Consider the following 23,580-nt stretch of genomic DNA (forward strand, 5'->3'; position numbering starts at 1 on the left):
GACGTGCGCTCCATCGGTTCCGGGGCGGGTCCCCGGGCGTTCGGCCCCTGGTGGTGCGGTCACCTCCCGGCGGGTTCGGCCCCGCCGGGAGGTGGGGGTCAGCGAGCTCCGAGCAGGTGCTCCAGCGCCAGCTGGTCGAGGGCCTCCATGCCCACGCTGCGCGCGGCGAGCCCCTCGACGTCGTACGACGCCGCCCGCAGGTCGGCGAGCGACTCCCCCTCGCCGAGGGTGGGGGTGCGCAGCGTGCCGACCTCGGCCGCCTCGAGCGCCGCGACGACGTCGGGGTCGGAGCGGAACGCCTGCACGCGCTCGCGCAGCATGAGGTAGTTGCGCATGCAGCCGCGAGCGGACTCCCAGACACCGTCCATGGCCTCGGCCCGCGGCGGCTTGAAGTCGAAGTGCACGTAGCCGTCGTAGGCCTTGCCGGTGCCGGCGCCGAGCAGCGCGTCGACGGTCCAGAACGCACCGCGCAGGTTGCCCGCGCCGAACCGGAGGTCCTGGTCGAAGCGCGGGCCGTGCTGGCCGTTGAGGTCGACGTGGAAGAGCTTGTCGTGCCACAGCGCCTGGCTGATGCCCTGGGCGAAGTTCAGCCCGGCCATCTCCTCGTGGCCCACCTCCGGGTTGAGCCCCACCATCGACGGGTCGTCGAGCTCGCCGATCAGCGCGAGCGCGTGCCCGATCGTCGGGAGCAGGATGTCGCCACGCGGCTCGTTGGGCTTGGGCTCCAGCGCGAACCGGATGTCGTAGCCCTGCTCCTTCACGTAGGCGCAGAGCAGGTCGAGGGACTCGCGGTAGCGGTCGAGCGCCGCCTGGACGTCCTTCGCCGCACCGTGCTCGGCGCCCTCGCGACCGCCCCACAGCACGAACGTCTTCGCGCCGAGCGAGGCGGCGAGGTCCACGTTGCGCAGCACCTTGGCCAGGGCGTAGCGGCGCACCTCGCGGTTGTTGGCGGTGAGCGCGCCCTCCTTGAAGACCGGGGCGCTGAAGAGGTTGGTCGTCACCATCTCGACGGCCAGTCCGGTCTCGGCGAGGGCCTTCTCGAACCTCTCGAGCACGGCATCGCGCTCGTCCTCGTCGGGAAGGAGGTCGTCGTCGTGGAACGTCACCGCGGCCGCACCGAGCTCGGCGAGCCGGTAGGTCGCCTCGACGGGGTCGAGGAGGTCACGGCTGCTGGGACCGAACACGTCGGTGCCCTGCCAGCCCACGGTCCAGAGCCCGAAGGAGAACTTGTCCTCGGGGGAAGGGGTGTAGTCGGTCATGTGGGGATCTCCTGCCACGAGTTGGTGTCACTGCTGGTCTCGACCGCGGCCAGGACGCGTTGCACCTGGAGTCCGTCGGCAAAGGTCGGGGTGGGGTCCGATCCGGCCGCGATGTCGCGGACCAGGTCGACCACCTGGTGGATGAAGCCGTGCTCGTAGCCGATGACGTGACCCGCGGGCCACCAGGCACCGACGTAGGGGTGCTGCGGCTCGGTGACGAGGATGCGGCGGAAGCCGGCGGTGCGGGCGTCCTCCGTGCCGTCGAAGAAGTGCAGGACGTTCATGTCCTCGAAGTCGAACGCGATGCTGCCGAGCGAGCCGTTCACCTCGATCCGGATGGCGTTCTTGCGGCCGGACGCGAAGCGCGTCGCCTCGAAGACACCCATGGCGCCGCTGCCGAAGTCGGCCAGGAAGGTCGCCGCGTCGTCGACGGTGACCTTGCCCCGCCCGCTGCCGGCCGTGCCCGAGAGGCCCGAGTGCTCGCTGGGCAGCGGCCGCTCGTCCACGAACGTGCGCAGGCGGCCCGAGACCCTCGTGATGGTGTCCCCGGTGATGAACTGCGCGATGTCGATGATGTGGGCGCCGATGTCGCCCAGCGAGCCGGAGCCCGCCTTGTCCTTCTCCAGGCGCCACGACAGCGGAGCGTCGGGATCGACGATCCAGTCCTGGAGGTACTGGCCGCGGACGTGGTGGACGGTGCCGAGGCGGCCCTCCGCGATGAGCTGGCGGGCCAGGGAGATGGCGGGCACGCGCCGGTAGGTGAAGCCGACCATCGAGCGCACGCCGCTCGCAGCGGCCCGCTCGGCGGCCCGGGTCATCGCCTCGGCTTCCTCGACGCTGTTGGCCAGCGGCTTCTCGCAGAGCACGTGCTTGCCGGCCTCGAGCGCGGCGATGACGATCTCGGCGTGGGTGTGCCCCGGCGTGCACACGTCCACGAGGTCGATGTCGTCGCGGGCGACCAGCGCCTGCCAGGACGTCTCCACAGAGTCCCACCCGAGGCGGTCGGCCGCGGCCTTCACGCCCTGCGGGTCGCGGCCCGCGACGGCGGTCATGCGCGGGCGCAGCGGGAGGTCGAAGAACCGCGGGGCGGTGCGCCACGCCTGGGAGTGCGCCGCGCCCATGAAGGCGTAGCCCACCATGCCGACGGACAGCTCGGCGTCGGGGGCGGTGCCAGCTCGGGCTCCGGGTGAGTCGGGAGTGGCGGTCATCGGACCTCCTCGGGTTCGGGACCAGCCGGGGTCGGCTGGGATCGGGCTACAGCTGCTGGGTGCGCCTGGGTGCGACTGAGCGGGCCGGGCGGGGATGGGTCTGGCTGGCGTGCGGTGGGATGCCGTGGCAGGCACGGCGCGGGGCGCCAGTGGGCGCGGTCGACCCGCGGCGGCTCCCGTGGGAGCCGCCGCCGGCCGTCCCGCGTCGGTCAGGACTCGAACGCGGTGTCGATGTACTGGTCGACGTTGTCCGCGGTCACGACGGGGGCGTAGAGCTGCACGGTGCGGGGCACCTCGACCTCGACGAGGTCGCTCATCGCCTTCTGCTGCAGCAGCAGACGGGCGAGCTTGACGCCGTCGGCGCCCTGGGTGGAGGGGTAGATGACGGTCGCCTTCAGCACGCTGTTGTCCTCCTGGATGGCGCGCATCGCGTTGGCCGAGCCGGCGCCGCCGATCATGGTGAACTCGTCGCGTCCCGCGTTCTCGATGGCGGCCAGGACGCCGAGGCCCTGGTCGTCGTCGTGGTTCCACAGGTAGTCGATCTTCGACTCGGCCTGCAGCAGGTTGGCCGCGACCTCCTCGCCGCTCTCGACGGTGAACTCAGCGGCCTGGCGGGCGTCCACGTCGAGGCCGCACTCGGCGAGCGCGTCCTTGAAGCCCTGGCTGCGGTCCTGGGTGAGGGGCAGGGAGTCGATGCCGGCGATCTCGGCCACGACGACGTCCTTGTCGCCGCCGGCCTGCTCGCAGACGTACTGGCCGGCGGAGACGCCCATGCCGTAGTTGTCGCCGAGCACGGTGACGCGTGCGGCGTTCGGGTCGTCGAACTCGCGGTCCACGTTGATGACCGGGATGCCGGCCTCCATCGCCTTGAGCGCGACCGGCGTCATCGCGGCGCCGTCGAAGGGCAGCAGCACGATGGCGTCGACCTCGTCGTTGATGAAGGTCTCGACCTGGCTGATCTGGAGGTTGACGTCGTTGGTGCCCTCGGCGACCTGGAGGTCGATGTCGGGGTACTGCTCGGCGAGGTCGCGGACGTTGCTGGTGATGGCGCCCATCCAGCCGTGGTCCGCGGCGGGCGCCGAGAAGCCGATGGTGACCTTCTCGCCCTCCTCGTCGTTGCTGCCCGCGGCGGCCACGGGCGCGTCGTTCGACCCGTCCTCGTCCGCCGCGTCCTGGGCGCTGCCGGTGCAGGCGGCGAGGGTGAGGACGGCGACCGCGCCGACCACGATGCCGGTGAAGCGGCTCTGCTGCCGTCCGAAGGGGGTGCGCAGTCGCATGGGTGGTGCTCCTTGTTCATCTCGTTGGGTGCGGTGCTCGAGCCGGTTGCACGAGGCGTCCCGGCGCAGGGGGTGGGTGGTGCTGTTCGTCCGAGCTGGGGGGCGACCGACCGCTCAGGTCGAGGTCGCGTTGCGCGCCAGGCGCTGCTGCAGCAGCACGGCGACGACGATGATCAGGCCCTTGGCGACCGCCTGGGTCGAGGTGTCCTGGTTGTTGAGGGTGAAGACGTTGTTGAGGGTGGCGAAGATCAGGACCCCGACGACGGTGCCCACGATCGTGCCGCGGCCGCCGGTGAGGAGCGTGCCGCCGATGACCACGGCGGCGATGGCGTCGAGCTCCCAGAGGCTGCCGTGGGTCGAGCTGCCGACGGTCGTACGGCTGACGAGCATGAGCGCCGCGAGCCCGCAGCAGACGCCGACCAGGACGTAGAGCATGACCGTGTGGCGGTTGACGTTGATGCCCGCCAGGCGAGCAGCCTCGGGGTTGCCGCCGACGGCGAGGGTGCGCCGGCCGAACGTCGTCCGGTTGAGCAGCACCCATCCGGCGATGGAGACGAGCGCGAAGATGATCACCAGGAGCGGCACGCCGAGGACGTCGGCGCCGAAGAAGTCCTTGAACCCGTCGACGGTGACGATCTGCGTGCGACGCTCGGAGATGATCTCGGCGAGACCTCGGGCGGCGGCGAGCATCGCGAGCGTGGTGATGAAGGGGACCACCTTGCCGTAGGCGATCACCAACCCGTTGATCAGCCCTGCCCCCGCGCCCACCGCCAGGGCCGCGAACACCATGACGATCCAGTGGTTGTCGGTGGCCATCGTCTGGGTGGCGAAGGTCGTCGCCCACACCGAGCAGAGCGCCACCAGTGCCCCCACCGACAGGTCGATGCCGCCACCGGTGATGACGAACGTCATGCCGATGGCCACCACGCCGAGCGCCGAGGCGAAGCGCAGGATGGTCAGCGTGTTGTCGAGGCTGGCGAAGCGGTCGCCGGCCGTGACGAGGCCGGCCGCGCAGATCAGCAGCAGCGCGACCACCAGGCCGAGGTTGCGCCCGAACGGGCCGCTCATGAGCCCGGCTGCACCTCCTCCCGCGTGCTCGGTCTCGGCTGCGGCGCGCTCGACCTGGACGGTGTCCCGCGTCGGGGCGACGGTGTTCTCGACGTCTCCCAGGTGGCGCGCGCGCTCGGCGCCCTGGCTCGTACCCTGCTCGCTCATGCGACCTTTCCTTCCATGACCAGGTCCAGGACCCGCGACTCGTCGATCTCGGTTGCCGGCCCCTCGTGCACGACACGGCCCTCGCGGACCACGAGGACCCGGTCCGCGAGCCCGAGCACCTCCTCCACCTCGCTCGACACCAGGACCACGGCGACACCGGAGTCGGCGAGCGAGCGCACGAGGGCGTAGATCTCGGCGCGGGCGCCGACGTCCACCCCTCGGGTCGGCTCGTCCAGCAGCAGCACCCGGCACTCCCGGAGCAGCCACCTGGCGAGCACGACCTTCTGCTGGTTGCCGCCCGAGAGGAGGCGCACGAGGCGATCGACTCCTGCCGGACGGACGTCGAGGGACTCCGTGAGCTCGGTGGCGCGCTTGCGCTCGGAGCGGCTGTCGAGCAGCCCGAGGCGGCTGAAGCGGCTCATCGAGGACACGGTGATGTTGCGGTAGACGGCCTGGTCGAGCAGCAGGCCCTGCGACTTGCGCTCCTCCGGGCAGAGGCCCATGCCGGCCTTGACGGCGGCGGGGACCGAGCCGCGGCGCAGCTCCTTGCCGTTGACGCGCACCCGTCCGGCGGAGGCGCGGCGAGCGCCGTAGAGCGTCTCGATGATCTCCGAGCGCCCGGCGCCGACGAGGCCGGCCAGTCCGACGATCTCGCCCGCGCGCACCTTCAGGTCCACGCCGGAGAAGACGCCCGGCAGCGCGAGCCCCTCGACCTCCAGGACCGTCGCCGCGTCCGCCGGCACGGCCTCGCCGCGAGGCGGGAAGACGTACTCGATGGAGCGACCGGTCATCAGCTTGATGAGCTCGCTCGTGGGCGTCTGGTCGACCGCGAGGCCGGTCGCGACGGTGCTGCCGTCCTTGAGGACCGTGATCCGGTCCCCGATCCGGCGGATCTCGTCGAGGCGGTGGGAGATGTAGACCACCGCCACCCCCTCGGCGGTGAGGTCGCGAATCACCCGGAAGAGGTTGTCGACCTCGCCCTGGTCGAGCACGGCGGAGGGCTCGTCGAGGACGAGCAGACGCGTGTCCTGCGACAGTGCCCGCGCCATGCTGACGATCTGCTGCGCGGCCGGGGACAGCCGGCCCACGGAACGCGTCGCCGGGATCTCGCCGTGCCCCAGCCGGGCGAGCAGCTCGCGGGTGCGGCGGAGCGTCTCGGAACGCTGGCTGAAGCCGCCCCGGCTCAGCTCGTGGCCGAGGAAGATGTTCTCCGCGACACTCAGGTCCGGGACCAGGTCGAGCTCCTGGTAGATCGTCGAGATGCCGAGGTCCATCGCGGCCTGCGGGGTGCCGAGCGCGACCGGCTGTCCCTCCCAGAGGATCTCGCCCTCGTCGGGCTGGTAGCTCGCGGACAGGATCTTGATCAGGGTGGACTTGCCGGCGCCGTTCTGGCCGAGGAGGCAGTGCACCTCGCCCGCACGGACCTCGAGCTCGACGCCGCCGAGGGCGAGGACGCCGGGGAACCGCTTGACGATGCCGCGCATCGTCAGCAGTGGGGAGTCGGTCATGGAAGCACCTCCAGGGCGTGGCCCACACGCGGGACCAGGGTGGGGTCGTCGTAGACGTGGTCGATGGCCACCGCGGCGGCGCCGTGGACGGCCGCGGAGAAGCCGAGGGTCGAGAGGCCGATGCGGGTCCCGCCGGCGCCGGGGGCGAGCACGCCGGTCGCGAGCTCGGCCTCGACCTCGTCGCGGATCCACTCGCCCACCTCGCCGAGGTAGCCCGAGAGCACGATCATCCCGGGATTGAGGACGTTGGTCAGGAGCGCGGCCCCGATGCCGACCCACCGGCCGATCTCACGCAGGGCCGCGAGGGTGCGCTCGTCGCCCGCGGCGGCGCGACGGGTGATCTCGCCGACCTTTCCCTCCAGGTCGAGCAGCGGCGAGCGGAGCAGGTCGTCCTCGCCCTCGGCTGCCAGCTCGATGAGGCGGCTGAGGCCGATGACCGTCTCCCAGCACCCGGTCCGGCCACAGCCGCAGCGGTCGCCGTCGCGGTCGACGGTCATGTGGCCGAACTCGCCGGCGTAGCCGCGCCTGCCGGGGAAGGGCCGTCCGTCGGCGACGATGCCGCCGCCGATGCCCACCTCGCCGTGCAGGACCAGGATGTCGCGGCGCTCCGGGTCGCCCGGCGTGGCCTCGGCGACGGCGGCGAGGTTCGCCTCGTTGGCCACCTCGAGGCGGTAGCCCGGGTCGGACAGCTTGCTGCGCAGGAGCCCGGCGAGCGCGACGTCCTGCCAGCCGAGGTTGGCCGCGACGGGGACCGTGCCGCGGTCGTGGTCGACCAGCCCGGCGACGCCGACGACGGCCGAGACCGGCGTGCCACCGAGGTCGGCGAGGTCGGCGAGGGTGCCCTGGAGGAGCTCGACGAGCCGGTCGATGACCTCGTCGGGCTCCAGGCCCCTGGTGTCGACGGAGGTGCGCCGCTCGCTCACCACGACCCCGGCCAGGTCGACGGCGCGGGTGGAGACGTGGTGCACGTTGATCTCCGCGCCGAGCCCGTAGGCGCCGGCACCGTCGATCTCGACGATCGTGCCCGGTCGGCCGACGGCCCCGCGCTCGGCGCTGCCCTCGCGGACCAGGCCGCGCTCGAGGAGCTCGCCGACCAGGCTGGAGACGGTGGCCTTGTTCAGGCCGAGGTCCGACGCGAGCCGGGCCCTGGACCGCGGGCCGTCCTCGCGGAGGCTGCGGAGGAGGAGGGACAGGTTGGCGCGACGGACGGTGCCCTGGTCGGCACCGCCGTTGCTGGTCGAGGACCAGCCGTCACGCAGCTGCGACATCCCAGGCTCCGTCCCGTGTGACCGGTGTCACCACTTAGTTTGATGGACCGCCAAACTAAGTCGGTGACGCCCGTCACGTCAAGGTCCTGGGCGCGCAAGTTTCAGGTGGTCCGGTCCAGGTGCCGCTCGCGCCCCTCCGCGTAGCGCAGCCGGATCGCGTGGACGGGATCCGCCTCGTAGCGGCGGGTGCCCTCGCGCTGCCAGACCGGCGGCTGGTCGGTCCCCGACAGCGCCCAGGCCGCCTGGCGCGCCGCGCCGTCGGCGACGTACTCGCCGGGCGGGGGGACGTCGACCGGGATGCCGAGCACCTCGGCCGCGACCGTGCGGACGGCCTCGGAGGCAGCCGCCCCGCCGATCAGCAGCGCGCGGGCGGGGCGTACGCCGGTCGTCACGATCGCGTCCAGGCCGTCGGCGAGGCTGCACAGCAGGCCCTCGATCGCCGCACGGGCGAGCATCGGACGCGTCGCGGTCGCGAGCGTGAGGCCGTGCAGCGACCCGGTCGCCTCGGGCCGGTTCGGCGTGCGCTCCCCCTCCAGGTACGGCACCAGCGCGAGGCCGCCGGCTCCGGACGGGGCCTCGAGGGCGAGCGCCGAGAGCGTCTCGTGGTCCGTTCCGAGGATCCGCGCGGCCGCGTCGAGGACGCGAGCGCCGTTGAGGGTCGCGACGAGCGGCAGGAACAACCCGCTGGCGTCGGCGAAGCCCGCCACCGACCCGGTGGGGTCGAGCGGCGCCACGTCGGTGACGGCGGTGACGACCCCGGAGGTCCCGATGGAGACGACCACGTCGCCCTCCCCCGCCCCGAGGCCGAGGGCGGCTCCGGCGTTGTCCCCCGCACCGGCGCCGAGGACGGCGCCGCCGGCCGCCGAGCCCGCGACGGCGCCGGGCTCGACGACCCGCGGCAGATGGGGGACGGCACCGAAGGCGCGCTCGAGGAGGTCGGGGCGGTAGGCCCCGGTGGCGGCCGACCAGTAGCCCGTGCCGCTCGCGTCGCTGCGGTCGGTGGTGAGGTCGGCGAGGTCGCTGCTGCCGGAGAGCCTCCAGGTCAGCCAGTCGTGCGGGAGGCACACCGCGGCCGTGCGGCGCGCGCTCTCCGGCTCGTGCTCGGCGAGCCAGCGCAGCTTGGTCACCGTGAACGACGCCACGGGGACGACGCCGACGGCCTCGGCCCAGGCGCGCCCACCCTCCTCGGGACCGCCGAGCTCGTCGACGAGGTCCCGCGCGGCACCGGCCGACCGGGTGTCGTTCCACAGCAGCGCGGGGCGGACGACCTGCCCGTCCTCGTCGAGGCACACCATGCCGTGCTGCTGGCCGCCGACGCTCACGGCCGCCACGTCGTCCAGCCCGCCGGCCTCGGCGACCGCCGCCTGCAGGGCCGCCCACCAGTGGTCTGGATGGACCTCGGTGCCGTCGGGATGGCTCGCGCGTCCCTGCCGGAGGAGGCGGCCCGTCTCGGCGTCGCGGACGACGACCTTGCAGGACTGGGTGGAGGAGTCGATGCCGGCGACCAGCCGGGGCCCGTCAGTCATGGGCGCGGATGCTAGCCCACCGCGCCGGTCCGGCTCCGCCGCGAGCAGCCGGGCGCGAGACGACGAAGGGCCCGGTCTGCTGACCGGGCCCTTCCTCGTGCGTTGTACCCCCGACCGGATTTGAACCGGCGTTACCGCCGTGAGAGGGCGACGTCCTAGGCCGCTAGACGACGGGGGCTTGCACTGCCGCTCTGCGAGCGACGGAGCGAGACTCTATCGAAGATGGAGTGACGCTCCAAATCCGGCTCTCGTTCTCCGGATCCGCTGGGGTACTAGGACTCGAACCTAGAACAACTGAACCAGAATCAGCCGTGTTGCCAATTACACCATACCCCATGGGGGTATCGGATCGCTCCGACCACCCACGTGGTTCTGCCACAGAACTCTGCAGAACCGACCCCGAACGTTACACGCGCGGTGGTGGCACGGCCAAAACGGGGTCGGCCTCAGGAGGAGGCAGCGCTCCCCCGACGGGCGGCCCCTGGGTGACCAGGCCCATCGCCCTGGCCACCGCCACCGCGAGCCCGAGGTAGACCAGGGACTGGGTCAGCGTGGACAGGATCATCCACCAGCTGCTGCCTCCCTCGGCGTTGAGCGCCGTGGTGAGGTCGCCGAACGCCAGCGCGAGTCCGAACGCGAGGAAGTTGTTGAGCACGTGCATCGCGATGGGCGCCTCGAGGCCGCCCGTGCGGATGACCAGGATGCCGGCCACGACGCCGAAGGCGAACCGGTCGAAGAAGACGGGCCAGTCCTGCGAGAGGCCGTGGAAGAGCGCGAAGATGAGCGCTGGTCCGAGCACCGCCAGGGCCTGCGAGGTGCGGCGGGCCCAGACCAGCGAGCCGAACGCCTGGGTGAGGTAGCCGCGGAAGAGGTACTCCTCACCGGCCGCCTGCAGCGGCGTGAGCAGCAGGATCACGATGAGGAAGTCGCGGGTGCGCGTGGTGAAGTCGTTGACCGCCCCGGCCGGCGCCTCACCCGGGTCGAGCGGGAGCAGCAGGCCGACCCCGAGCGAGGCGAGCAGCGCCACGACGGACAGCCCGAGGCACGCGACGAGGTAGCCCCACCGCAGCCGCGGGGCTACCGAGGAGATCCAGCGCGGCCTGAGCCGGTGCAGCCACCAGGACACCGCGAACGTGAGGGGGATGGCTGCGGCGATGACGACGTTGAGCAGGGCGAGGCCGGTGGGGGTGGTCTCCGCGGTGACGTCGAGGACGGCGCCGGCCTCGTCCACCGTCCGGCCCAGCGCCACCAGGCCGGCGAAGAACAGGCCGCCCGCGATGAGCGGCACGACGGCGAACACGAGCACCAGCACGAGGAGCGAGCCGACGACCGAGCGCCAGACGCCTGGACGCCCGACACGGTGCAGCTGGTGATACTGCGGCCGGAAGGCCGGGTCGAGCGGGGCGCCCACGGCTCAGCCCGACATCGCGTCGCGCAGCCGCGCGATCGAGCGCTCGCGCCCGAGCAGCTCCATCGACTCGAACAGCGGCGGACTGACCTTGCGGCCGGTCACCGCGATCCGCACCGGGCCGAAGGCGAGCCGCGGCTTGAGGCCGAGCCCGTCGATCAGCGCGGCCCGCAGCGCCTCGTCGATGGCGGCGGTGCTCCACGCGCCGACCGCGACCAGCGCGTCGTGCGCCGCCTTGACGACGTCCCTGCCGGCCTCGTCGAGCTCCTCGTGCCGCTCGAACGCGGCCTCGTCGACGAAGAGGAAGTCGAGCATCGTCGCGGCCTCGGTGAGCTTGTTGATGCGCTCGGCCACGAGCGGCATCGCCAGCTCGAGCAGCTGCGCGTCGGCGTCGCTGACCGGGTCGCCGACAACACCTGCCTCCTTCAGGAACGGCAGCACGCGGTGGGTCACCTCGTCGAGGGGCAGCAGCCGCATCTGGGAGGCGTTGATCGCCTCGGCCTTCTTGAGGTCGAAGCGGGCCGGGTTGGGGTTGACGTCGGCGATGTCGAACGCCTCGACCATCTCGGCCATCGAGAAGACGTCGCGGTCGCCGGCGATCGACCAGCCGAGCAGCGCGAGGTAGTTGAGCAGGCCCTCGGGCAGGAAGCCCTGCTCCCGGTAGGCCAGCGCGTGCGCCTCGGGGTCGCGCTTGGACAGCTTCTTGTTGCCCTGGCCCATCACGTACGGGAGGTGGCCGTAGGCCGGCACCTGCTCGGCGATCCCCAGCTCCACGAGCGCCTCGAAGAGCGCGAGCTGGCGCGGCGTGCTGGACAGCAGGTCCTCGCCGCGCAGCACGTGGGTGATCTGCATCAGTGCGTCGTCGACCGGGTTGACCAGCGTGTAGAGCGGGTCGCCGTTGGCGCGCGAGAGCGCGTAGTCGGGGACGTTCTCGGTCTCGAAGGTGATGTCGCCGCGCACGAGGTCGTGCCAGGTGATCGAGCCGTCGGGCATCCGGAACCGGACGACCGGCGAGCGGCCCTCGGCCTCGAAGGCCGCGCGCTGCTCGTCGGTGAGGTCGCGGCAGAAGCCGTCGTAGCCCTGCATCTTCGAGCCCGACGCCTTGCGGCGGGCGTCGACCTCCTCGGTCGTGCAGAAGCAGTCGTAGGTATACGACGACGCGCGCAGCCGGGCGAGCACGTCGCGGTAGACCGCGCCGCGCTCGCTCTGCCGGTAGGGGCCGTGCGGGCCGCCGACCTCGATGCCCTCGTCCCAGTCGAGGCCGAGCCAGCGCCAGAGCTCCAGGATCGCGTCGTAGGACTCCTGGGTGCTGCGCTCGCGGTCGGTGTCCTCCATCCGGAAGACGATCTGCCCGCCGTGGTGGCGCGCGAAGGCCCAGTTGAACAGGGCGGTGCGCACCAGGCCGACGTGGGGCGAGCCGGTGGGCGAGGGGCAGAAACGGACGCGGACGGGGCTCGTCATGGGGTACTCAGCTTCTCTGGGCTACGGGGTTGGTCAGGGCGCCGATGCCGGCGATCGAGATCTCGACCTCGTCGCCGACCTGCATCGGACCGACGCCCTCGGGGGTGCCGGTGAGGATCACGTCGCCGGGCAGCAGCGTCATCACCGAGGACACGTGGGCGACCAGCGTCGGCACGTCGAAGATCATGTCCGCGGTCGTGCCGTCCTGCACGACGTCGCCGTTCAGGTAGGTCTGGACCGCGCGCCCGTCGGCGAAGTGCTGGGGGTCGAGGTCGGTCTCGATCCACGGCCCGAGCGGGCAGAACGAGTCGAACCCCTTGGCCCGGGTGAACTGCACGTCGGAGCGCTGGAGGTCGCGCGCCGTCACGTCGTTGGCGATCGTGTAGCCGAAGATCACGTCGGTGGCCTGCTCGGCGGGGACGTCGCGGCAGATCCGTCCGATGACGACCGCGAGCTCGCCCTCGTAGTGCAGGTCACCGGTCTGCGGCGGGTAGAAGATCGGGTCGCCCGGACCGATCACGGTCGTGTTGGGCTTGAGGAACATCAGCGGCTCGGCGGGCAGGTCGTTGCCGAGCTCGGCCGCGTGGGCGGCGTAGTTGCGGCCGATGCCGACGACCTTGCTGCGCGGGATGATCGGCGCGAGGAGGCGTACGTCGCTCAGCCGGTGCTCCTCCTCGACGAGCTTGACGCCGACGTAGAGCGGGTCGCCGGCGAGGGTCACGACCACGGAGTCGTCGGCGGGCTGGCCGAACTCGTCGACCTCACCGGTGACGACGCCGAAGCGGGGCTCCTCGCCCGTGCTGAACCGACAGATGCGCATGCGCCGAGGCTATCCAACGCTCGGCAGCCGGCACTCAGCCGCCCGCTGCGCGCCTGAGGGCGGCCAGGGTCGTCGCGACGTCGTCGACCGTCGTCGACCAGTTGCTGACGCTGACCCGCAGCACGGCTCGGCCGTGCCACCGCGAGCCCGTGGTCCACGCCGTCCCCTCGGCGAGCATGGCCGCGACCACGGCCCGCGTGCGATCGTCGTCGCCGAAGGACGCGCACACCTGGGTGAACTCCACGTCGTTGAGCACCTCGGCGCCGTCGATGGCCGAGATCCCCTCCGCGAACGCGGCGGCATGCTCGCAGAAGCCGTCGACGAGCCGCGCGACGCCGTCACGCCCGAGCGCGCGGAGCACGGCCCACACGGGGAACGCACGGCCCCGCCGACTGATCTCGGGCACCTTGTCGAACGGCTCCCCCACCGCGTCGTGGATCAGGTAGTCGCCGTGCATGCCCATCGCCGCACGCAGCGCCGCGCGGTCGCGGACGATGGCGAGGCCGCAGTCGTAGGGCACGTTGAGGGTCTTGTGGGCGTCGGTGGCCCACGAGTCGGCGTGCTCGACGCCGGCGAGGAGGTACCGGCGTCGCGGGGAGGCGCCCGCGAAGAGCCCGAAGGCTCCGTCGACGTGCACCCAGGCCCCGGCGTCGTGGGCGGCGGTCACGGTCGCCTCGAACGGGTCGAAGGCCCCGGAGTGCAGGTTGCCGGCCTGCAGGACGACTATCGTCGGGCGCCCGTCACCGGCGTCGAGGGCGGCGGCGAGAGCGGCCGGCTCGATGCGACCCTGGTCGTCGGCCGCGACCGGCTCGGGCGCGCCGAGCCCGAGGTAGCGCAGGCTGAGGTCGACGGTGTCGTGCCGCTCGGCACCGACGAGGACCCGCACGGGCGGCGACCCGGCGAGCCCCTGCTCGGCGACGTCCCAGCCGGCGCGGCGCAGCACCTCGTCGCGCCCGGCGGCCAGGCAGGTGAAGTTGGCCATCGTGCCGCCGGTGACGAAGCCGACCGCACTGCCTGCCGGCAGGCCGAGCAGGTCGAGGATCCACTCCTCGGTGACGTGCTCCACCGCGGAGTGCGCCGGGGTGGGCGTGCGGAGGCCGGCGTTCTGGTCCCACGCGCTGACCAGCCAGTCGACGGCGAGGGCGGCGGGGTGCGAGCCGCCGATGACGAACCCGAAGAACCGCCCGCCCGGCATCGCGGTCAGTCCCGGCTCGCACGCCGCGACGAGCTCGTCGACGACCTCCACCGGGTCGCGCGGTCCGTCCTGCAGGTGCCGGTCGAGGCGGGCCAGCATGTCGTCGGCGCCGAGCCGCGGCGGCACCGGCCGGTCGGCGAGCGAGTCGAGCCACGCGACCGCGTGCTGGTGGGCGCGGTCCAGGCCGGAGGTGCGGTCCATGCGGGCAGTGTCCTCCGCGCGCCGGCCCGGGTCGAGGGACCGGGCGAGCGGCCCAGACCGCCCCGTGCTGCAACCCCCACCGGGCCCCGCGGCTGGGTTGAACTACGTTGGAGCGGTGCGCGTGCTGTCCGAGTCCGAGTGGCGCCCGCTCGCCGAGGCGCACGCCGCCCGCGTCGACGCGTTCGTCGCGCCCCACCTGGCCCGGCGCGCCGACAAGGTCGCCCACCCGGTGCACGACTTCCTCTTCACCTACTACTCCCAGCGGCCTGCGCAGCTGCGTCGCTGGCACCCCGGTCACGGCGTCGCGCTGGCGGGCGCCGAGGCCTACGCCGGCCTCAAGGGCTACGAGCAGGTCGCGTGCGCGACCGGCAGCGGCGGCGGCGCGGCGCCCGCGACGCGGGTGTCGACGGCGTACGTCGCCTCGCAGCGGCCGCTGCTGGACCGGCTGCACGCCCTGCTGAGCGCGACGGCCGGCCGCGCGCCCCATTTCGGCTGCTTCGGCCTGCACGAGTGGGCGATGGTGCACCGCGCCCACGAGGTGGACGGCGGCACCCGCCACGACTGGCCGCTGCGGCTGGGGCAGGCGGGCACCGACGCGGTCGTGGAGTCGCACCGCATCGCCTGCTCGCACTTCGACGCCTACCGGTTCTTCACCCCGAGCGCGCGCCGGCTCAACGTCCTGCAGCCGGGGCGCGACGACCGGCCGGACTTCGAGCAGCCCGGGTGCCTCCACGCCGGGATGGACCTCTACAAGCACGCCTTCCGGCTCACGCCGATGATCAGCAGCGACCTCGTCGCCGACTGCTTCGAGCTGGCCCGCGACATCCGCGTCCTCGACATGCGCGCGGCGCCGTACGACCTCACCGACCTGGGCTTCGAGCCGGTCCCGATCGAGACGGCCGAGGGCAAGGCCGAGTACGTCGAGGCCCAACGAGGCTTCGCCGCGCGCGGCGCGCCGCTGCGGCGACGGCTGGTCGAGCAGTGCGAGCGGCTGCTCGCCGTCGTGCCGGTGGCCGCCGGGAGCTAGAACTCGTAGCCGAAGGCCTCGATGGTGTCGGCGAAGACGGTGGCGACCCGCTCGCGCGACGCCGGGGTGTAGAGCTCGCGGTAGTGCCCGGCCGGACGCGCGTTGCCCTTGGCGCGCGGCAGGTCGGGGCGGCCGGGCAGGCCGAGGTGGTCCCAGACCTCCTCGAGCTCGGCGTCGAGGTTCTCGTAGCGCAGCACCCGGTCGAGCGCCATCTTCCCGCGGATCCGGTAGAGCCGGCGGTTGTTGGCCAGCTGCTCGATCCAGATCTCGCGGACGTAGGACTCGAAGTCCGGGAGCTCGGCGCGGTCCTTGTACTTCCAGAAGTAGAGCGAGACGACCGCGTCCCACGGGTTCCGCTCGATCGCGAAGGTGAAGTAGTCGGCGAAGACGTCGGCGCCCACGAGGTCGCGCGTGGCCTTCGCGCCCATGTGGTTGTACGCCTTGCGCGGCAGCGGCGGCGACGTGAAGTTCTGCGGCGGACGGCCGCCGGCGGCCCGGCGGAGCTCCTCGTCCTCGGGGCTGATCTCGGTGATGATGTCGTCGGGACCGCACACCTTGGACAACGCGATCTCCACGCTCGTGCCCGCGGTCTTGCGGGTCTTGAGGAAGATGAAGCGGTGCTGGTGGGACGCGATCACGGGCACGACCCTATCGGCCGCGTGACGGATACGGTGGCTGCCGTGACCGAGCCCCAGCACGCCGCCGGACAGCACTTCCGCGGCGACGACTGGTACGGCGACGACCTGGGCGCGGCCCGCTTCGTGGAGTGCACGTTCACCGACGTGGACCTGTCCGAGGCGACCACGACGGGGGCGACGTTCGAGCGGTGCATCTTCCACGGCGGCCGGTTCAACGCCTCCACCCACACCGCGACGGCGTTCGTGGGCTGCGACTTCCGGCGCACGTCGTTCTTCGGCGCGAGCCTCGACGGCTGCAAGCTCGTCGGCAGCACGTTCTCCGAGTGCGTGCTGCGCCCGCTGACGGTCACCGGCGGCTCGTGGCTCGGCGTGACGATCCGCGGCACCAGCCTCGCCCGGGTCGACCTCAGCGGCGTCGACCTCCGCGAGGCCGACCTGTCACTGTCCGACCTCACCCTCGCCACGCTGGCCCGTGCCCGCCTCGACCGGGCGGTGCTCCGTGGGACCACGCTCGACCGCACCGACCTGCGCGGTGCGAGCCTCGGCGGCGTCGACCTCACGGCCGCCGTGCTCACCCGGACCCGGCTGGACCTCGCCGGGGCCGTCCTGCTCGCCCAGCTCCACGGCGCCGAGGTCGACACCACGGCCTGAGCTCAGGCCAGCCGGGCGCGCAGGCCGTCGATCACGAGGTCGAGGCCGAGCTCGAAGTCGGGCAGCGACTCCAGGGACCGGTCGACCGCGCCGAGGCTGACGGCCTGCCGGGCGGTCTGCTCCTCGAAGGCGTGCCCGAAGACGTAGTGGAGCAGGGTCCGGGAGGCGACCGCGACCAGCTCGGCGGGCGCGCCGGCGTCGGCCAGGACCTTCTCGAGCTCGGCGACCGGGGCGGCCGCCCCGAGACCGAAGGCCCACACGGTCGCCACCACGTCCGCGCCGTCGGTGCACGCGAGCATCGCGTGCCGGAGCTCGGTGCACACCTCGCGCAGCCGGTCGGGCCACTCCACGGCGGTCCGGGGTCGCGCACCACGGGCGAGGATCTCGTCGGCGACCGCGGCGAGCAGCGCCTGCTTGCTCGCGAAGTGGTGGTAGATCGCGCTCGGCTGCACCTCGAGCTCCGCGCCGAGCCGGCGCATCGTGAGCGCGGCGAGGCCGTGCGCGTCGAGCAGGGCGACGGCCCGCGCGAGCACGTCGGCTCGGCGGTGCGGCACGACGTACCCCTCTCGCTCGCGACGTCGCGACCCCGGCGTTGACGCGCCGGCTCCGCGACCCTAACCTGAACACCGTTCAACTGATCACCGTTCAGGTAGAGGAAACACCCGATGAGCACCCGTCGCAACCCCGGCACCGACGTCGCCCTGGTCGCCGCCTTCGCCGCCCTCGTCGCGGTCTGCGCCCTGCTGCCCGCCATCAAGGTCGCCGGTCCGGTCCCGGTCACGCTGCAGACCTTCGCGGTGCTGCTCTCGGGCGCGGTGCTGGGCATGCGACGCGGCTTCCTCGCCGTCTCGCTGTACGTCGCCGCCGGCGCCGCGGGCCTGCCGATCTTCTCCGGCGGCGCCGCCGGCCTCGCCGTGCTGGCCGGTCCGACCGCCGGCTACCTGCTCGGCTTCCCGCTCGCCGCAGCCCTGTGCGGCGCCATCGTGGAGCGCCTCCCCCGGCGCTCGCTCGGCAGCGCGGTGGCGATCTTCTGCGCGAGCCTGGTGAGCTCGGCGGTCTTCATCCACACCTGCGGCATGGCGGGCCTCGTCGTGCGCGCCGACCTGACGTGGTCCCAGGCGTGGGACGTCGACAAGGTCTTCTGGCTCGGCGACGTCCTGAAGAACGTCGCCATGTCGCTCGTGGCGACCGCCGTGCACCGGGCCTTCCCCGACATGCTCGCCCGACCGGACGCCCCTGCCGGCACCGAGCAGCCCCAGGGAACGCCCGCCGCGTGAGCGAGGTCCGCCTCGAGCAGGTGACCGTGTCGTTCCCCACCCACAACGGCCACCGGCAGGTGCTCCAGGAGACGTCGCTGCACCTGACCGAGCGCCGCATCGCGCTGGTGGGGCCCAACGGGTCGGGCAAGTCGACGCTCGCCCGCCTCCTCAACGGCCTGGTCGCCGCGACGACCGGGCGCGTGCTCGTCGACGGCCTCGACGTGGCACGCGAGGGCCGGGAGGTGCGCCGGCGGGTGGGCTTCGTCTTCACCGACCCGGCCGCGCAGCTCGTGATGCCGACGGCCCGCGAGGACGTCGCCCTCTCCCTGCGGCGCACGCACCGGGACCGCTCCGAGCGCCTCGTCGCCGCGGACCGGGTGCTGGCCGACGTCGGGCTGGCGGGCTTCGGCGACCGCAGCGTGCACGGGCTGTCCGGGGGCGAGGGCCAGCTGCTCGCCCTGGCCGGCGTGCTCGCCACCGGGCCGTCGCTCCTCGTCGCCGACGAGCCGACGACGCTGCTCGACCTGGGCAACAGCCGCCGCATCGGCGAGCTGCTCCTCCGCCTGCCGCAGCAGCTCGTGGTGGTGACGCACGACCTCGAGCTGGCCGCGCGCTGCGACCGCGTGCTGCTCGTGCGCGCCGGGCGCGTCGAGCGCGACGGGGACCCCGCGGAGGTCGTCGAGCACTACCGGGCGACCGCGTGAGCGCTCAGCTCCTGGGCCTGCACCGGCCCGGTACGACGTTGTTGCACCGCCTCGGAGCCGGCGCCAAGCTGCTCGCCCTGATGGCCGCCGGCCTCGCCGTGGTCGTCGTCCGCGGTCCGGCCTCGGCGCTCGTCGCCGTGACCCTCGCCGCGGCGCTGCTCGGGTGGTCCGGCGCCCGGGTCGGTCGCACGCTGGCGGCGATGCGCTGGCTGCTGCTCACGGCGGCCCTCCTCGGCGGCTGGACGGTCTGGCAGCACGGCTGGCCGCGCGCGGTCGAGGTCGTCGGCGACCTCGTCGCGCTGATCCTGCTCGCGACCACCCTGACCGTGACCACACCGGTCGACGAGGTGATGGACGCCGTCGCCCGCGGCCTGCGGCCGCTGCGGCGTCTCGGTGTCGACCCGGAGGTCGTGGCGCTCGCCTTCTCGCTCATGCTCCGTGCCATCCCGTCGACGATCGTGCTGGCCGAGGAGGCCCGCGACGCAGCGCTCGCCCGCGGGCTGGAGCGCTCGCCGCGCGCGCGGCTGATCCCGTTCGTGGTGCGCGTCGTGGCCCGCGCCCGCGACACCGGGGACGCCCTGCACGCCCGCGGGATCGGCGAGGACTAGCGCCTCACCAGCCGGCCGGGCGCCGGTGCGCCCACGGCGCGGCGGTCTCGACCTGTGCGGCCACGGAGAGCAGCAGCTCCTCCTCCGCGGGCCGCGCGGCCAGCATGACGCCGACCGGCAGTCCGTCGTCGGTCCAGTGCAGCGGCAGCGACACCGCGGGCATGCCGGTGACGTTCCACGCACTCGTCCACGGCGTGAAGGCCTTCTGGCGGTCGAAGTCCCGCGCGGGGTCCGCGTCGTCGCGGAGGGCGCCCACCGCCACCGGGGGCATGGCGAGGGTCGGCGTCAGCACGACGTCGTACGGCGCCAGCGCGGCGAGCGCCGCCGCCGCGTGCTGCCGCAGCCGCCCGATGGCCAGGCCGAACTCGGGCCCGCTGACCGCGTGACCCCGCTCGCCGAGCCAGCGGGTGAGCGGCCGGAGCCGGTCCTCGCGACCCGGCGGGGCGGCCGACAGCGCGGTGAGCACCGCCCAGCACGTCTCGAAGTCCGCGACTGCCTCGGGCGGGATCGGCACGGGCACGTCCTCGACGTCGTGGCCCAGCGACTCCAGCAGCCGGGAGGCACGCTGCCAGGCCGTCACGCTGGAGCCGTGCACCTCCACGTCGGCGATGACGGGCGCGATGAACCTCGCGACCCGGAGCCGACCGGGCAGGCGGTCGCAGGCGTCGAGGAACGGCCCGGACGGCGCAGGTGCCCAGAACGGGTCGCCCACCCGCCGACCCGCGAGCACGTCGAGCAGGGCCGCCGCGTCGCGCACGGTGCGCGCCAGGGTGCCGGCGGTGGCGAGGCCCACGGGGTCGCCGTAGCGCGGGGCGCCGCTGATCCGGCCGCGGGACGGCTTGAGCCCGACGAGCCCGCAGCAGGACGCGGGGATCCGGATCGAGCCGCCGCCGTCGGAGCCGGGCGCGAGCGGCAGCAGTCCCGCCGCGACGGCGGCGGCGGCCCCGCCGGAGGAGCCGCCGGCCGTCCGCCCGGTGTCCCACGGCGTGACCGCGGGCGGCGCGACGTCGGGCTCGGTGTAGCAGGGCGACCCGAACTCCGGCGTGCTTGTCTTGCCCAGGCTGGGCATGCCGGCGGCCTCGACCGTGAGGACGAGGTCGTCGGAGACGTCCGGGATGAAGTCGTCGTACGCCGCCGAGCCGAAGGTGGTGCGCACGCCGGCCGTCGGGTGCAGGTCCTTGATGCCGGTCGGGACGCCCCAGAGCGGACCCGCGTCGGTGGGGCGTCCCTCGGCGGTGAGGCGGGTGGTCAGCCGGCGCGCGTGCTCGCGCGCCAGGTCGTGCGTGGTGGTCACGAAGGCCCCGACGCGGTCGAGGCGGCCGGCGTAGTGCTCCACCAGCTCGAGCGGCGACACCTCGCCGCGGCGCACGGCGTCGCCCTGCTCGAGCGCGGTCAGGTCGTGGAGCACGCCGCCGACCGTACCGGGATCAGGCAGCGACCTCGGCCTCGTGCGCCACCAGGTCGTCGAGGGCGGTGAGGAAGCGCCGCACGGCCGCCTCGTCCTGCAGCGGGTCGCCCGCGACGGCGGGCTCGTCCACCACGATGGTGTCGACGACCAGGGCGCCGGCGATGCGCGCGGAGTGGCGGGCGTGCTCGTGCGACCACTTGCCGCCGTACGGCGTGGGCGTGGCGCCGATGGCCGCGAAGGGCTTGCCGACGATGGCGCCCTGGCCGTAGGGCCGGGAGAGCCAGTCGATGGCGTTGTTGAGCACGGCCGGCATGGTGCCGTTGTACTCCGGCGTCACGGCGAGGACGCGGTCAGCGGAGGCGACGGCCTCGCGCAGCGCGGTCGCGCTGGCCGGGGCGTGGTCCCCGTCGAGCTCCTCGTTGTAGAACGGGACGCGGTCGATGCCCTCGACGACGTCGACGGTGACGCCTGCCGGCGCGTGGTCGCGCAGGTGCTCGGCGATGCGGCGGTTGAGGGAGCCGGTGCGGGAGGAGCCGAGGAGGACGGCGACACGGATCTGCTTGTCAGTGGTCATGACGGTCCAAACGGACCGCAGTCCGGTTCTATTCCGGTGCAGCCGAACTTTCTGCCGCCCTACTCTGGTGGCGTGACCACGCTGCTGCCGCTCGCCGACGAGCCGACGCCCGAGCGGGCCGACGCCGCGCGCAACCGGCAGGCGATCCTCGCAGCGGCGTTGCGCCTCGTGGAGACCCGGGGGGTCGCCTGCGTGACGATGGACACCGTCGCGTCGGAGGCGGGGGTGGGCAAGGGCACGCTCTTCCGTCGGTTCGAGAGCCGCGAGGGCCTCATGGCGGCGGTCCTCAACGAGTCGGAGACGGCCTGGCAGGCGAGCGTGATCTCCGGTCCCCCGCCGCTCGGTCCGGGCGCGCCGCCCCTTGAGCGGCTGCTGGCCTTCGGGCACTCGCGGCTGCGGACCAACCTGACCCACGCCGACCTGATCGCCGCCGCCGGCCGGCCCGGCGCCCGCTCCGCGGCGGCCGTGTCGTTCGCGAACATGCACGTGCGCTACCTGCTCGGCGAGCTCGGGGTCACCGGCGACCTGCTGATGCTCGCGACCGCGCTCCTCGCGCCGCTGGAGATGGTCGTGCTCGAGCAGCAGGTCAACCGCGAGCACATCTCGATCGAGCGGATCGAGGCCGGCTGGGACGACCTGGTGCGGCGGGTCGTCGGCGGCTCCCCTACCGGTGGTGGCGGCGCAGCCCGAAGGTGAGCCCGTCGACGAGGGCGCCCCACGACGCCTCGATGACGTTGGCGCCGACACCGACGGTGACCCACGAGGACTCGCCGTCGCTGGTCTCGATCAGCACCCGGGTGGTGGCGTCGGTGCCGTGGCCCTGGTCGAGGATGCGGACCTTGTAGTCGATCAGCTCGAACCTCGCGACCTCCGGGAAGGCCTGCCCGATCGCCTCGCGCAGCGCGGCGTCGAGGGCGTTGACGGGGCCGTTGCCCTCACCGGTCACGACGTAGCGCACGCCGGCGGAGCGCAGCTTGACCGTCGCCTCCGAGACCGCCTCGCCGTCGGGTCGGGTCTCGGTGATGACGCGCCAGGACTCCACGTCGAAGTACGACGGCCGCACGCCCTCGACCTCCTCGGCCAGCAGCAGCTCGAAGGACGCGTCGGCGGCCTCGAAGGTGTGGCCCTGCTGCTCCATCGCCTTGACCCGGTCGGTGACCCGCGTGACCAGCTCCTTCATCTCGCGGGAGCCGTCGGAGAGGTCGTAGCCGAGCTCCTTGCCCTTGAGCTCGATCGAGGCGCGACCGGCCATGTCGGAGACGAGCAGCCGCATGTCGTTGCCGACGCCCAGCGGGTCCATGTGCTGGTAGAGGTCGGGGTCGACCTTGATGGCGCTGGCGTGCAGCCCGGCCTTGTGCGCGAAGGCGGACGTGCCGACATAGGGCTGGCGCGACGCCGGCGGCACGTTGGTGACCTCGGCGACGGCGTGGGCGATCCGGGTGGCCTCGCGCAGCAGGCCGGGGGGCAGCACGGTGCGGTCCAGCTTGAGCTCGAGGTTGGCGACGACGGTGACGAGGTCGGCGTTGCCGGTGCGCTCGCCGTAGCCGTTGATGCACCCCTGCACGTGGCTCGCGCCGGCGGCGACCGCCGCCAGCGAGTTGGCGACCGCGCAGCCGCTGTCGTTGTGCGCGTGGATGCCGACGCGGGCGCCGGTCGAGGCGATCACGTCGAGCACCACGTCGGAGACCCAGTCGGGCAGCATGCCCCCGTTGGTGTCGCAGAGGGCGACGACCTCGGCCCCGGCCTCGGCCGCGGTGCGCAGCACCTCCAGCGCGTAGGCGCGATTGGCGCGGTAGCCGTCGAAGAAGTGCTCCGCGTCGACGAAGACCGTCTGCCCCTCCTCGCGCAGGTGCGTCACGGTGTCGCGGACCATCGCGAGGTTCTCCTCCAGCGTCGTGCGCAGCGCCAGCTCGACGTGCCGGTCGTGCGACTTCGCCACCAGCGTCACGACGCCCGCCCCGGAGTCGCGCAGGGCGGCCACCAGCGGGTCGTCCGCGGCCGGTACGCCGGCGCGGCGGGTGGCTCCGAAGGCAGCGAGCCGCGCGTGCTCGAGGTGCAGCTCCTCGCGGGCGCGGCGGAAGAACTCGGTGTCCTTCGGGTTGGACCCCGGCCAGCCGCCCTCGATGTAGCCCACCCCGAGCCCGTCGAGCTGGCGCGCGATGGCCAGCTTGTCGGCGACGGAGAGGTTGAGGCCCTCCTGCTGGGCGCCGTCGCGCAGGGTGGTGTCGTAGACGTGGAACGAGCCGTGCAAGTCCATCGGAGTCTCTCGGGTTCGGGGTGGGACATGAAAAAACCTCCTGGGGTGCAGGAGGTCGGCGCGGCGGGGGTTCCCGACGCGCTAGGCGATGATGATGGTGCGGGTGCT

22 protein-coding genes and 2 tRNA genes are annotated in these 23,580 nt (G+C 73.2%); 6 read left to right on the forward strand and 18 right to left on the reverse strand.

The window, feature by feature from the left end; all coding sequences use genetic code 11:
• Positions 1–98 precede the first annotated feature (98 nt).
• The 13 genes from xylA to J3P32_RS02530 form a co-directional block, all read right to left on the reverse strand.
• On the reverse strand, positions 99–1,259 hold the full coding sequence (gene xylA, locus J3P32_RS02470; RefSeq protein WP_210438279.1) for a xylose isomerase: 1,161 nt from the start codon (positions 1,257–1,259) through the stop codon (positions 99–101).
• The gene (locus J3P32_RS02475) at positions 1,256–2,467 is read right to left on the reverse strand and encodes a Gfo/Idh/MocA family protein (RefSeq protein ID WP_210438280.1); all 1,212 of its coding nucleotides are present in this window, start codon (positions 2,465–2,467) and stop codon (positions 1,256–1,258) included. The genes xylA and J3P32_RS02475 overlap by 4 nt, the downstream gene beginning before the upstream one ends.
• Before the next feature lie 209 nt (positions 2,468–2,676).
• Positions 2,677–3,744, reverse strand: a complete 1,068-nt coding sequence (locus J3P32_RS02480) for a substrate-binding domain-containing protein (protein ID WP_210438281.1) — start codon at positions 3,742–3,744, stop codon at positions 2,677–2,679.
• A gap of 114 nt (positions 3,745–3,858) precedes the next feature.
• Complete coding sequence (locus J3P32_RS02485) at positions 3,859–4,959, reverse strand: ABC transporter permease (RefSeq protein ID WP_210438282.1); 1,101 nt, start codon at positions 4,957–4,959, stop codon at positions 3,859–3,861.
• Positions 4,956–6,467 carry a sugar ABC transporter ATP-binding protein gene (locus tag J3P32_RS02490; RefSeq protein WP_210438283.1) on the reverse strand — a complete coding sequence of 504 codons (1,512 nt, stop codon included), beginning with the start codon at positions 6,465–6,467 and terminating at the stop codon, positions 4,956–4,958. The genes J3P32_RS02485 and J3P32_RS02490 overlap by 4 nt, the downstream gene beginning before the upstream one ends.
• Positions 6,464–7,735 carry an ROK family protein gene (locus J3P32_RS02495; RefSeq protein WP_210438284.1) on the reverse strand — a complete coding sequence of 424 codons (1,272 nt, stop codon included), beginning with the start codon at positions 7,733–7,735 and terminating at the stop codon, positions 6,464–6,466. Before J3P32_RS02495 ends, J3P32_RS02490 begins: the two co-directional genes overlap by 4 nt.
• A 101-nt stretch (positions 7,736–7,836) precedes the next feature.
• Positions 7,837–9,261: a xylulokinase gene (xylB, locus tag J3P32_RS02500; protein ID WP_210438285.1), complete on the reverse strand. Its 1,425-nt coding sequence runs from the start codon at positions 9,259–9,261 to the stop codon at positions 7,837–7,839.
• A gap of 105 nt (positions 9,262–9,366) precedes the next feature.
• Positions 9,367–9,439 (reverse strand) — tRNA-Glu (locus J3P32_RS02505).
• A gap of 86 nt (positions 9,440–9,525) precedes the next feature.
• Positions 9,526–9,597, reverse strand: a tRNA-Gln gene (locus J3P32_RS02510).
• Between the two features lie 70 nt (positions 9,598–9,667).
• Complete coding sequence (locus tag J3P32_RS02515) at positions 9,668–10,672, reverse strand: CPBP family intramembrane glutamic endopeptidase (protein WP_210438286.1); 1,005 nt, start codon at positions 10,670–10,672, stop codon at positions 9,668–9,670.
• A 3-nt stretch (positions 10,673–10,675) separates the two neighbouring features.
• Positions 10,676–12,130 carry a glutamate--tRNA ligase gene (gltX, locus tag J3P32_RS02520; RefSeq protein WP_210438287.1) on the reverse strand — a complete coding sequence of 485 codons (1,455 nt, stop codon included), beginning with the start codon at positions 12,128–12,130 and terminating at the stop codon, positions 10,676–10,678.
• A gap of 7 nt (positions 12,131–12,137) precedes the next feature.
• The gene (locus J3P32_RS02525; RefSeq protein WP_210438288.1) at positions 12,138–12,950 is read right to left on the reverse strand and encodes a fumarylacetoacetate hydrolase family protein; all 813 of its coding nucleotides are present in this window, start codon (positions 12,948–12,950) and stop codon (positions 12,138–12,140) included.
• Positions 12,951–12,984: 34 nt separating this feature from the next.
• Positions 12,985–14,346 carry a pyridoxal phosphate-dependent decarboxylase family protein gene (locus tag J3P32_RS02530; protein ID WP_210438289.1) on the reverse strand — a complete coding sequence of 454 codons (1,362 nt, stop codon included), beginning with the start codon at positions 14,344–14,346 and terminating at the stop codon, positions 12,985–12,987.
• A gap of 115 nt (positions 14,347–14,461) precedes the next feature.
• Between J3P32_RS02530 and J3P32_RS02535 the strand changes: the two genes are divergently transcribed.
• The gene (locus tag J3P32_RS02535; protein ID WP_210438290.1) at positions 14,462–15,373 is read left to right on the forward strand and encodes a 3-methyladenine DNA glycosylase; all 912 of its coding nucleotides are present in this window, start codon (positions 14,462–14,464) and stop codon (positions 15,371–15,373) included.
• On the opposite strand, the gene J3P32_RS02540 is transcribed toward J3P32_RS02535, so the two are convergent.
• Positions 15,370–16,011, reverse strand: coding sequence for a sulfotransferase family protein (locus J3P32_RS02540; RefSeq protein ID WP_210438291.1), 642 nt, complete (start codon positions 16,009–16,011; stop codon positions 15,370–15,372). The genes J3P32_RS02535 and J3P32_RS02540 overlap by 4 nt on opposite strands.
• Positions 16,012–16,053: 42 nt before the next feature.
• On the opposite strand from J3P32_RS02540, the gene J3P32_RS02545 reads away from it, so the two are divergent.
• Complete coding sequence (locus J3P32_RS02545; RefSeq protein WP_210438292.1) at positions 16,054–16,662, forward strand: pentapeptide repeat-containing protein; 609 nt, start codon at positions 16,054–16,056, stop codon at positions 16,660–16,662.
• Between the two features lie 2 nt (positions 16,663–16,664).
• On the opposite strand, the gene J3P32_RS02550 is transcribed toward J3P32_RS02545, so the two are convergent.
• Positions 16,665–17,216 (reverse strand): TetR family transcriptional regulator, encoded by a 552-nt coding sequence (locus J3P32_RS02550; RefSeq protein ID WP_210438293.1) that lies wholly within the window; start codon positions 17,214–17,216, stop codon positions 16,665–16,667.
• A gap of 111 nt (positions 17,217–17,327) precedes the next feature.
• Here J3P32_RS02550 and J3P32_RS02555 point away from each other — a divergent pair, with 111 nt between their 5' ends.
• The 3 genes from J3P32_RS02555 to J3P32_RS02565 are packed head-to-tail and all read left to right on the forward strand — an operon-like array spanning position 17,328 to position 19,233.
• Positions 17,328–17,939, forward strand: coding sequence for a biotin transporter BioY (locus J3P32_RS02555; RefSeq protein ID WP_210438294.1), 612 nt, complete (start codon positions 17,328–17,330; stop codon positions 17,937–17,939).
• Entirely contained in the window at positions 17,936–18,625 is a 690-nt protein-coding gene (locus tag J3P32_RS02560) for an energy-coupling factor ABC transporter ATP-binding protein (protein ID WP_307861564.1), read from the forward strand. The genes J3P32_RS02555 and J3P32_RS02560 overlap by 4 nt, the downstream gene beginning before the upstream one ends.
• Positions 18,622–19,233: an energy-coupling factor transporter transmembrane component T gene (locus tag J3P32_RS02565; protein ID WP_210438295.1), complete on the forward strand. Its 612-nt coding sequence runs from the start codon at positions 18,622–18,624 to the stop codon at positions 19,231–19,233. Before J3P32_RS02560 ends, J3P32_RS02565 begins: the two co-directional genes overlap by 4 nt.
• A 4-nt stretch (positions 19,234–19,237) precedes the next feature.
• On the opposite strand, the gene J3P32_RS02570 is transcribed toward J3P32_RS02565, so the two are convergent.
• Together J3P32_RS02570 and J3P32_RS02575 are read right to left on the reverse strand one after the other, a co-directional pair.
• Positions 19,238–20,641, reverse strand: coding sequence for an amidase (locus J3P32_RS02570; protein ID WP_210438296.1), 1,404 nt, complete (start codon positions 20,639–20,641; stop codon positions 19,238–19,240).
• A 19-nt stretch (positions 20,642–20,660) separates the two neighbouring features.
• Positions 20,661–21,215, reverse strand: coding sequence for an NAD(P)H-dependent oxidoreductase (locus J3P32_RS02575; protein ID WP_210438297.1), 555 nt, complete (start codon positions 21,213–21,215; stop codon positions 20,661–20,663).
• Between the two features lie 72 nt (positions 21,216–21,287).
• Between J3P32_RS02575 and J3P32_RS02580 the strand changes: the two genes are divergently transcribed.
• Entirely contained in the window at positions 21,288–21,911 is a 624-nt protein-coding gene (locus tag J3P32_RS02580; RefSeq protein ID WP_307861565.1) for a TetR/AcrR family transcriptional regulator, read from the forward strand.
• On the opposite strand, the gene cimA is transcribed toward J3P32_RS02580, so the two are convergent.
• Complete coding sequence (gene cimA / locus J3P32_RS02585; protein ID WP_210438298.1) at positions 21,880–23,472, reverse strand: citramalate synthase; 1,593 nt, start codon at positions 23,470–23,472, stop codon at positions 21,880–21,882. The two genes, J3P32_RS02580 and cimA, sit on opposite strands and share 32 nt — an antisense overlap.
• Between the last annotated feature and the right edge of the window lie 108 nt (positions 23,473–23,580).

Source organism: Nocardioides xinjiangensis (genome assembly GCF_017916385.1).
Taxonomy (GTDB): Bacteria; Actinomycetota; Actinomycetes; order Propionibacteriales; family Nocardioidaceae; genus Nocardioides; species Nocardioides xinjiangensis.

Excerpts from the sequence above, each read along its gene's own strand:
- J3P32_RS02575 (WP_210438297.1), bottom strand. The coding sequence starts at position 21,215 with ATGACCACTGACAAGCAGATCCGTGTCGCCGTCCTCCTCGGCTCCTCC.
- J3P32_RS02475 (WP_210438280.1), bottom strand. The coding sequence starts at position 2,467 with ATGACCGCCACTCCCGACTCACCCGGAGCCCGAGCTGGCACCGCCCCC.
- gltX (WP_210438287.1), bottom strand. The coding sequence starts at position 12,130 with ATGACGAGCCCCGTCCGCGTCCGTTTCTGCCCCTCGCCCACCGGCTCG.
- cimA (WP_210438298.1), bottom strand. The coding sequence starts at position 23,472 with ATGGACTTGCACGGCTCGTTCCACGTCTACGACACCACCCTGCGCGAC.
- J3P32_RS02485 (WP_210438282.1), bottom strand. The coding sequence starts at position 4,959 with ATGAGCGAGCAGGGTACGAGCCAGGGCGCCGAGCGCGCGCGCCACCTG.
- J3P32_RS02480 (WP_210438281.1), bottom strand. The coding sequence starts at position 3,744 with ATGCGACTGCGCACCCCCTTCGGACGGCAGCAGAGCCGCTTCACCGGC.
- J3P32_RS02555 (WP_210438294.1), top strand. The coding sequence starts at position 17,328 with ATGAGCACCCGTCGCAACCCCGGCACCGACGTCGCCCTGGTCGCCGCC.
- xylA (WP_210438279.1), bottom strand. The coding sequence starts at position 1,259 with ATGACCGACTACACCCCTTCCCCCGAGGACAAGTTCTCCTTCGGGCTC.
- J3P32_RS02530 (WP_210438289.1), bottom strand. The coding sequence starts at position 14,346 with ATGGACCGCACCTCCGGCCTGGACCGCGCCCACCAGCACGCGGTCGCG.
- J3P32_RS02490 (WP_210438283.1), bottom strand. The coding sequence starts at position 6,467 with ATGACCGACTCCCCACTGCTGACGATGCGCGGCATCGTCAAGCGGTTC.
- J3P32_RS02495 (WP_210438284.1), bottom strand. The coding sequence starts at position 7,735 with ATGTCGCAGCTGCGTGACGGCTGGTCCTCGACCAGCAACGGCGGTGCC.
- xylB (WP_210438285.1), bottom strand. The coding sequence starts at position 9,261 with ATGACTGACGGGCCCCGGCTGGTCGCCGGCATCGACTCCTCCACCCAG.
- J3P32_RS02525 (WP_210438288.1), bottom strand. The coding sequence starts at position 12,950 with ATGCGCATCTGTCGGTTCAGCACGGGCGAGGAGCCCCGCTTCGGCGTC.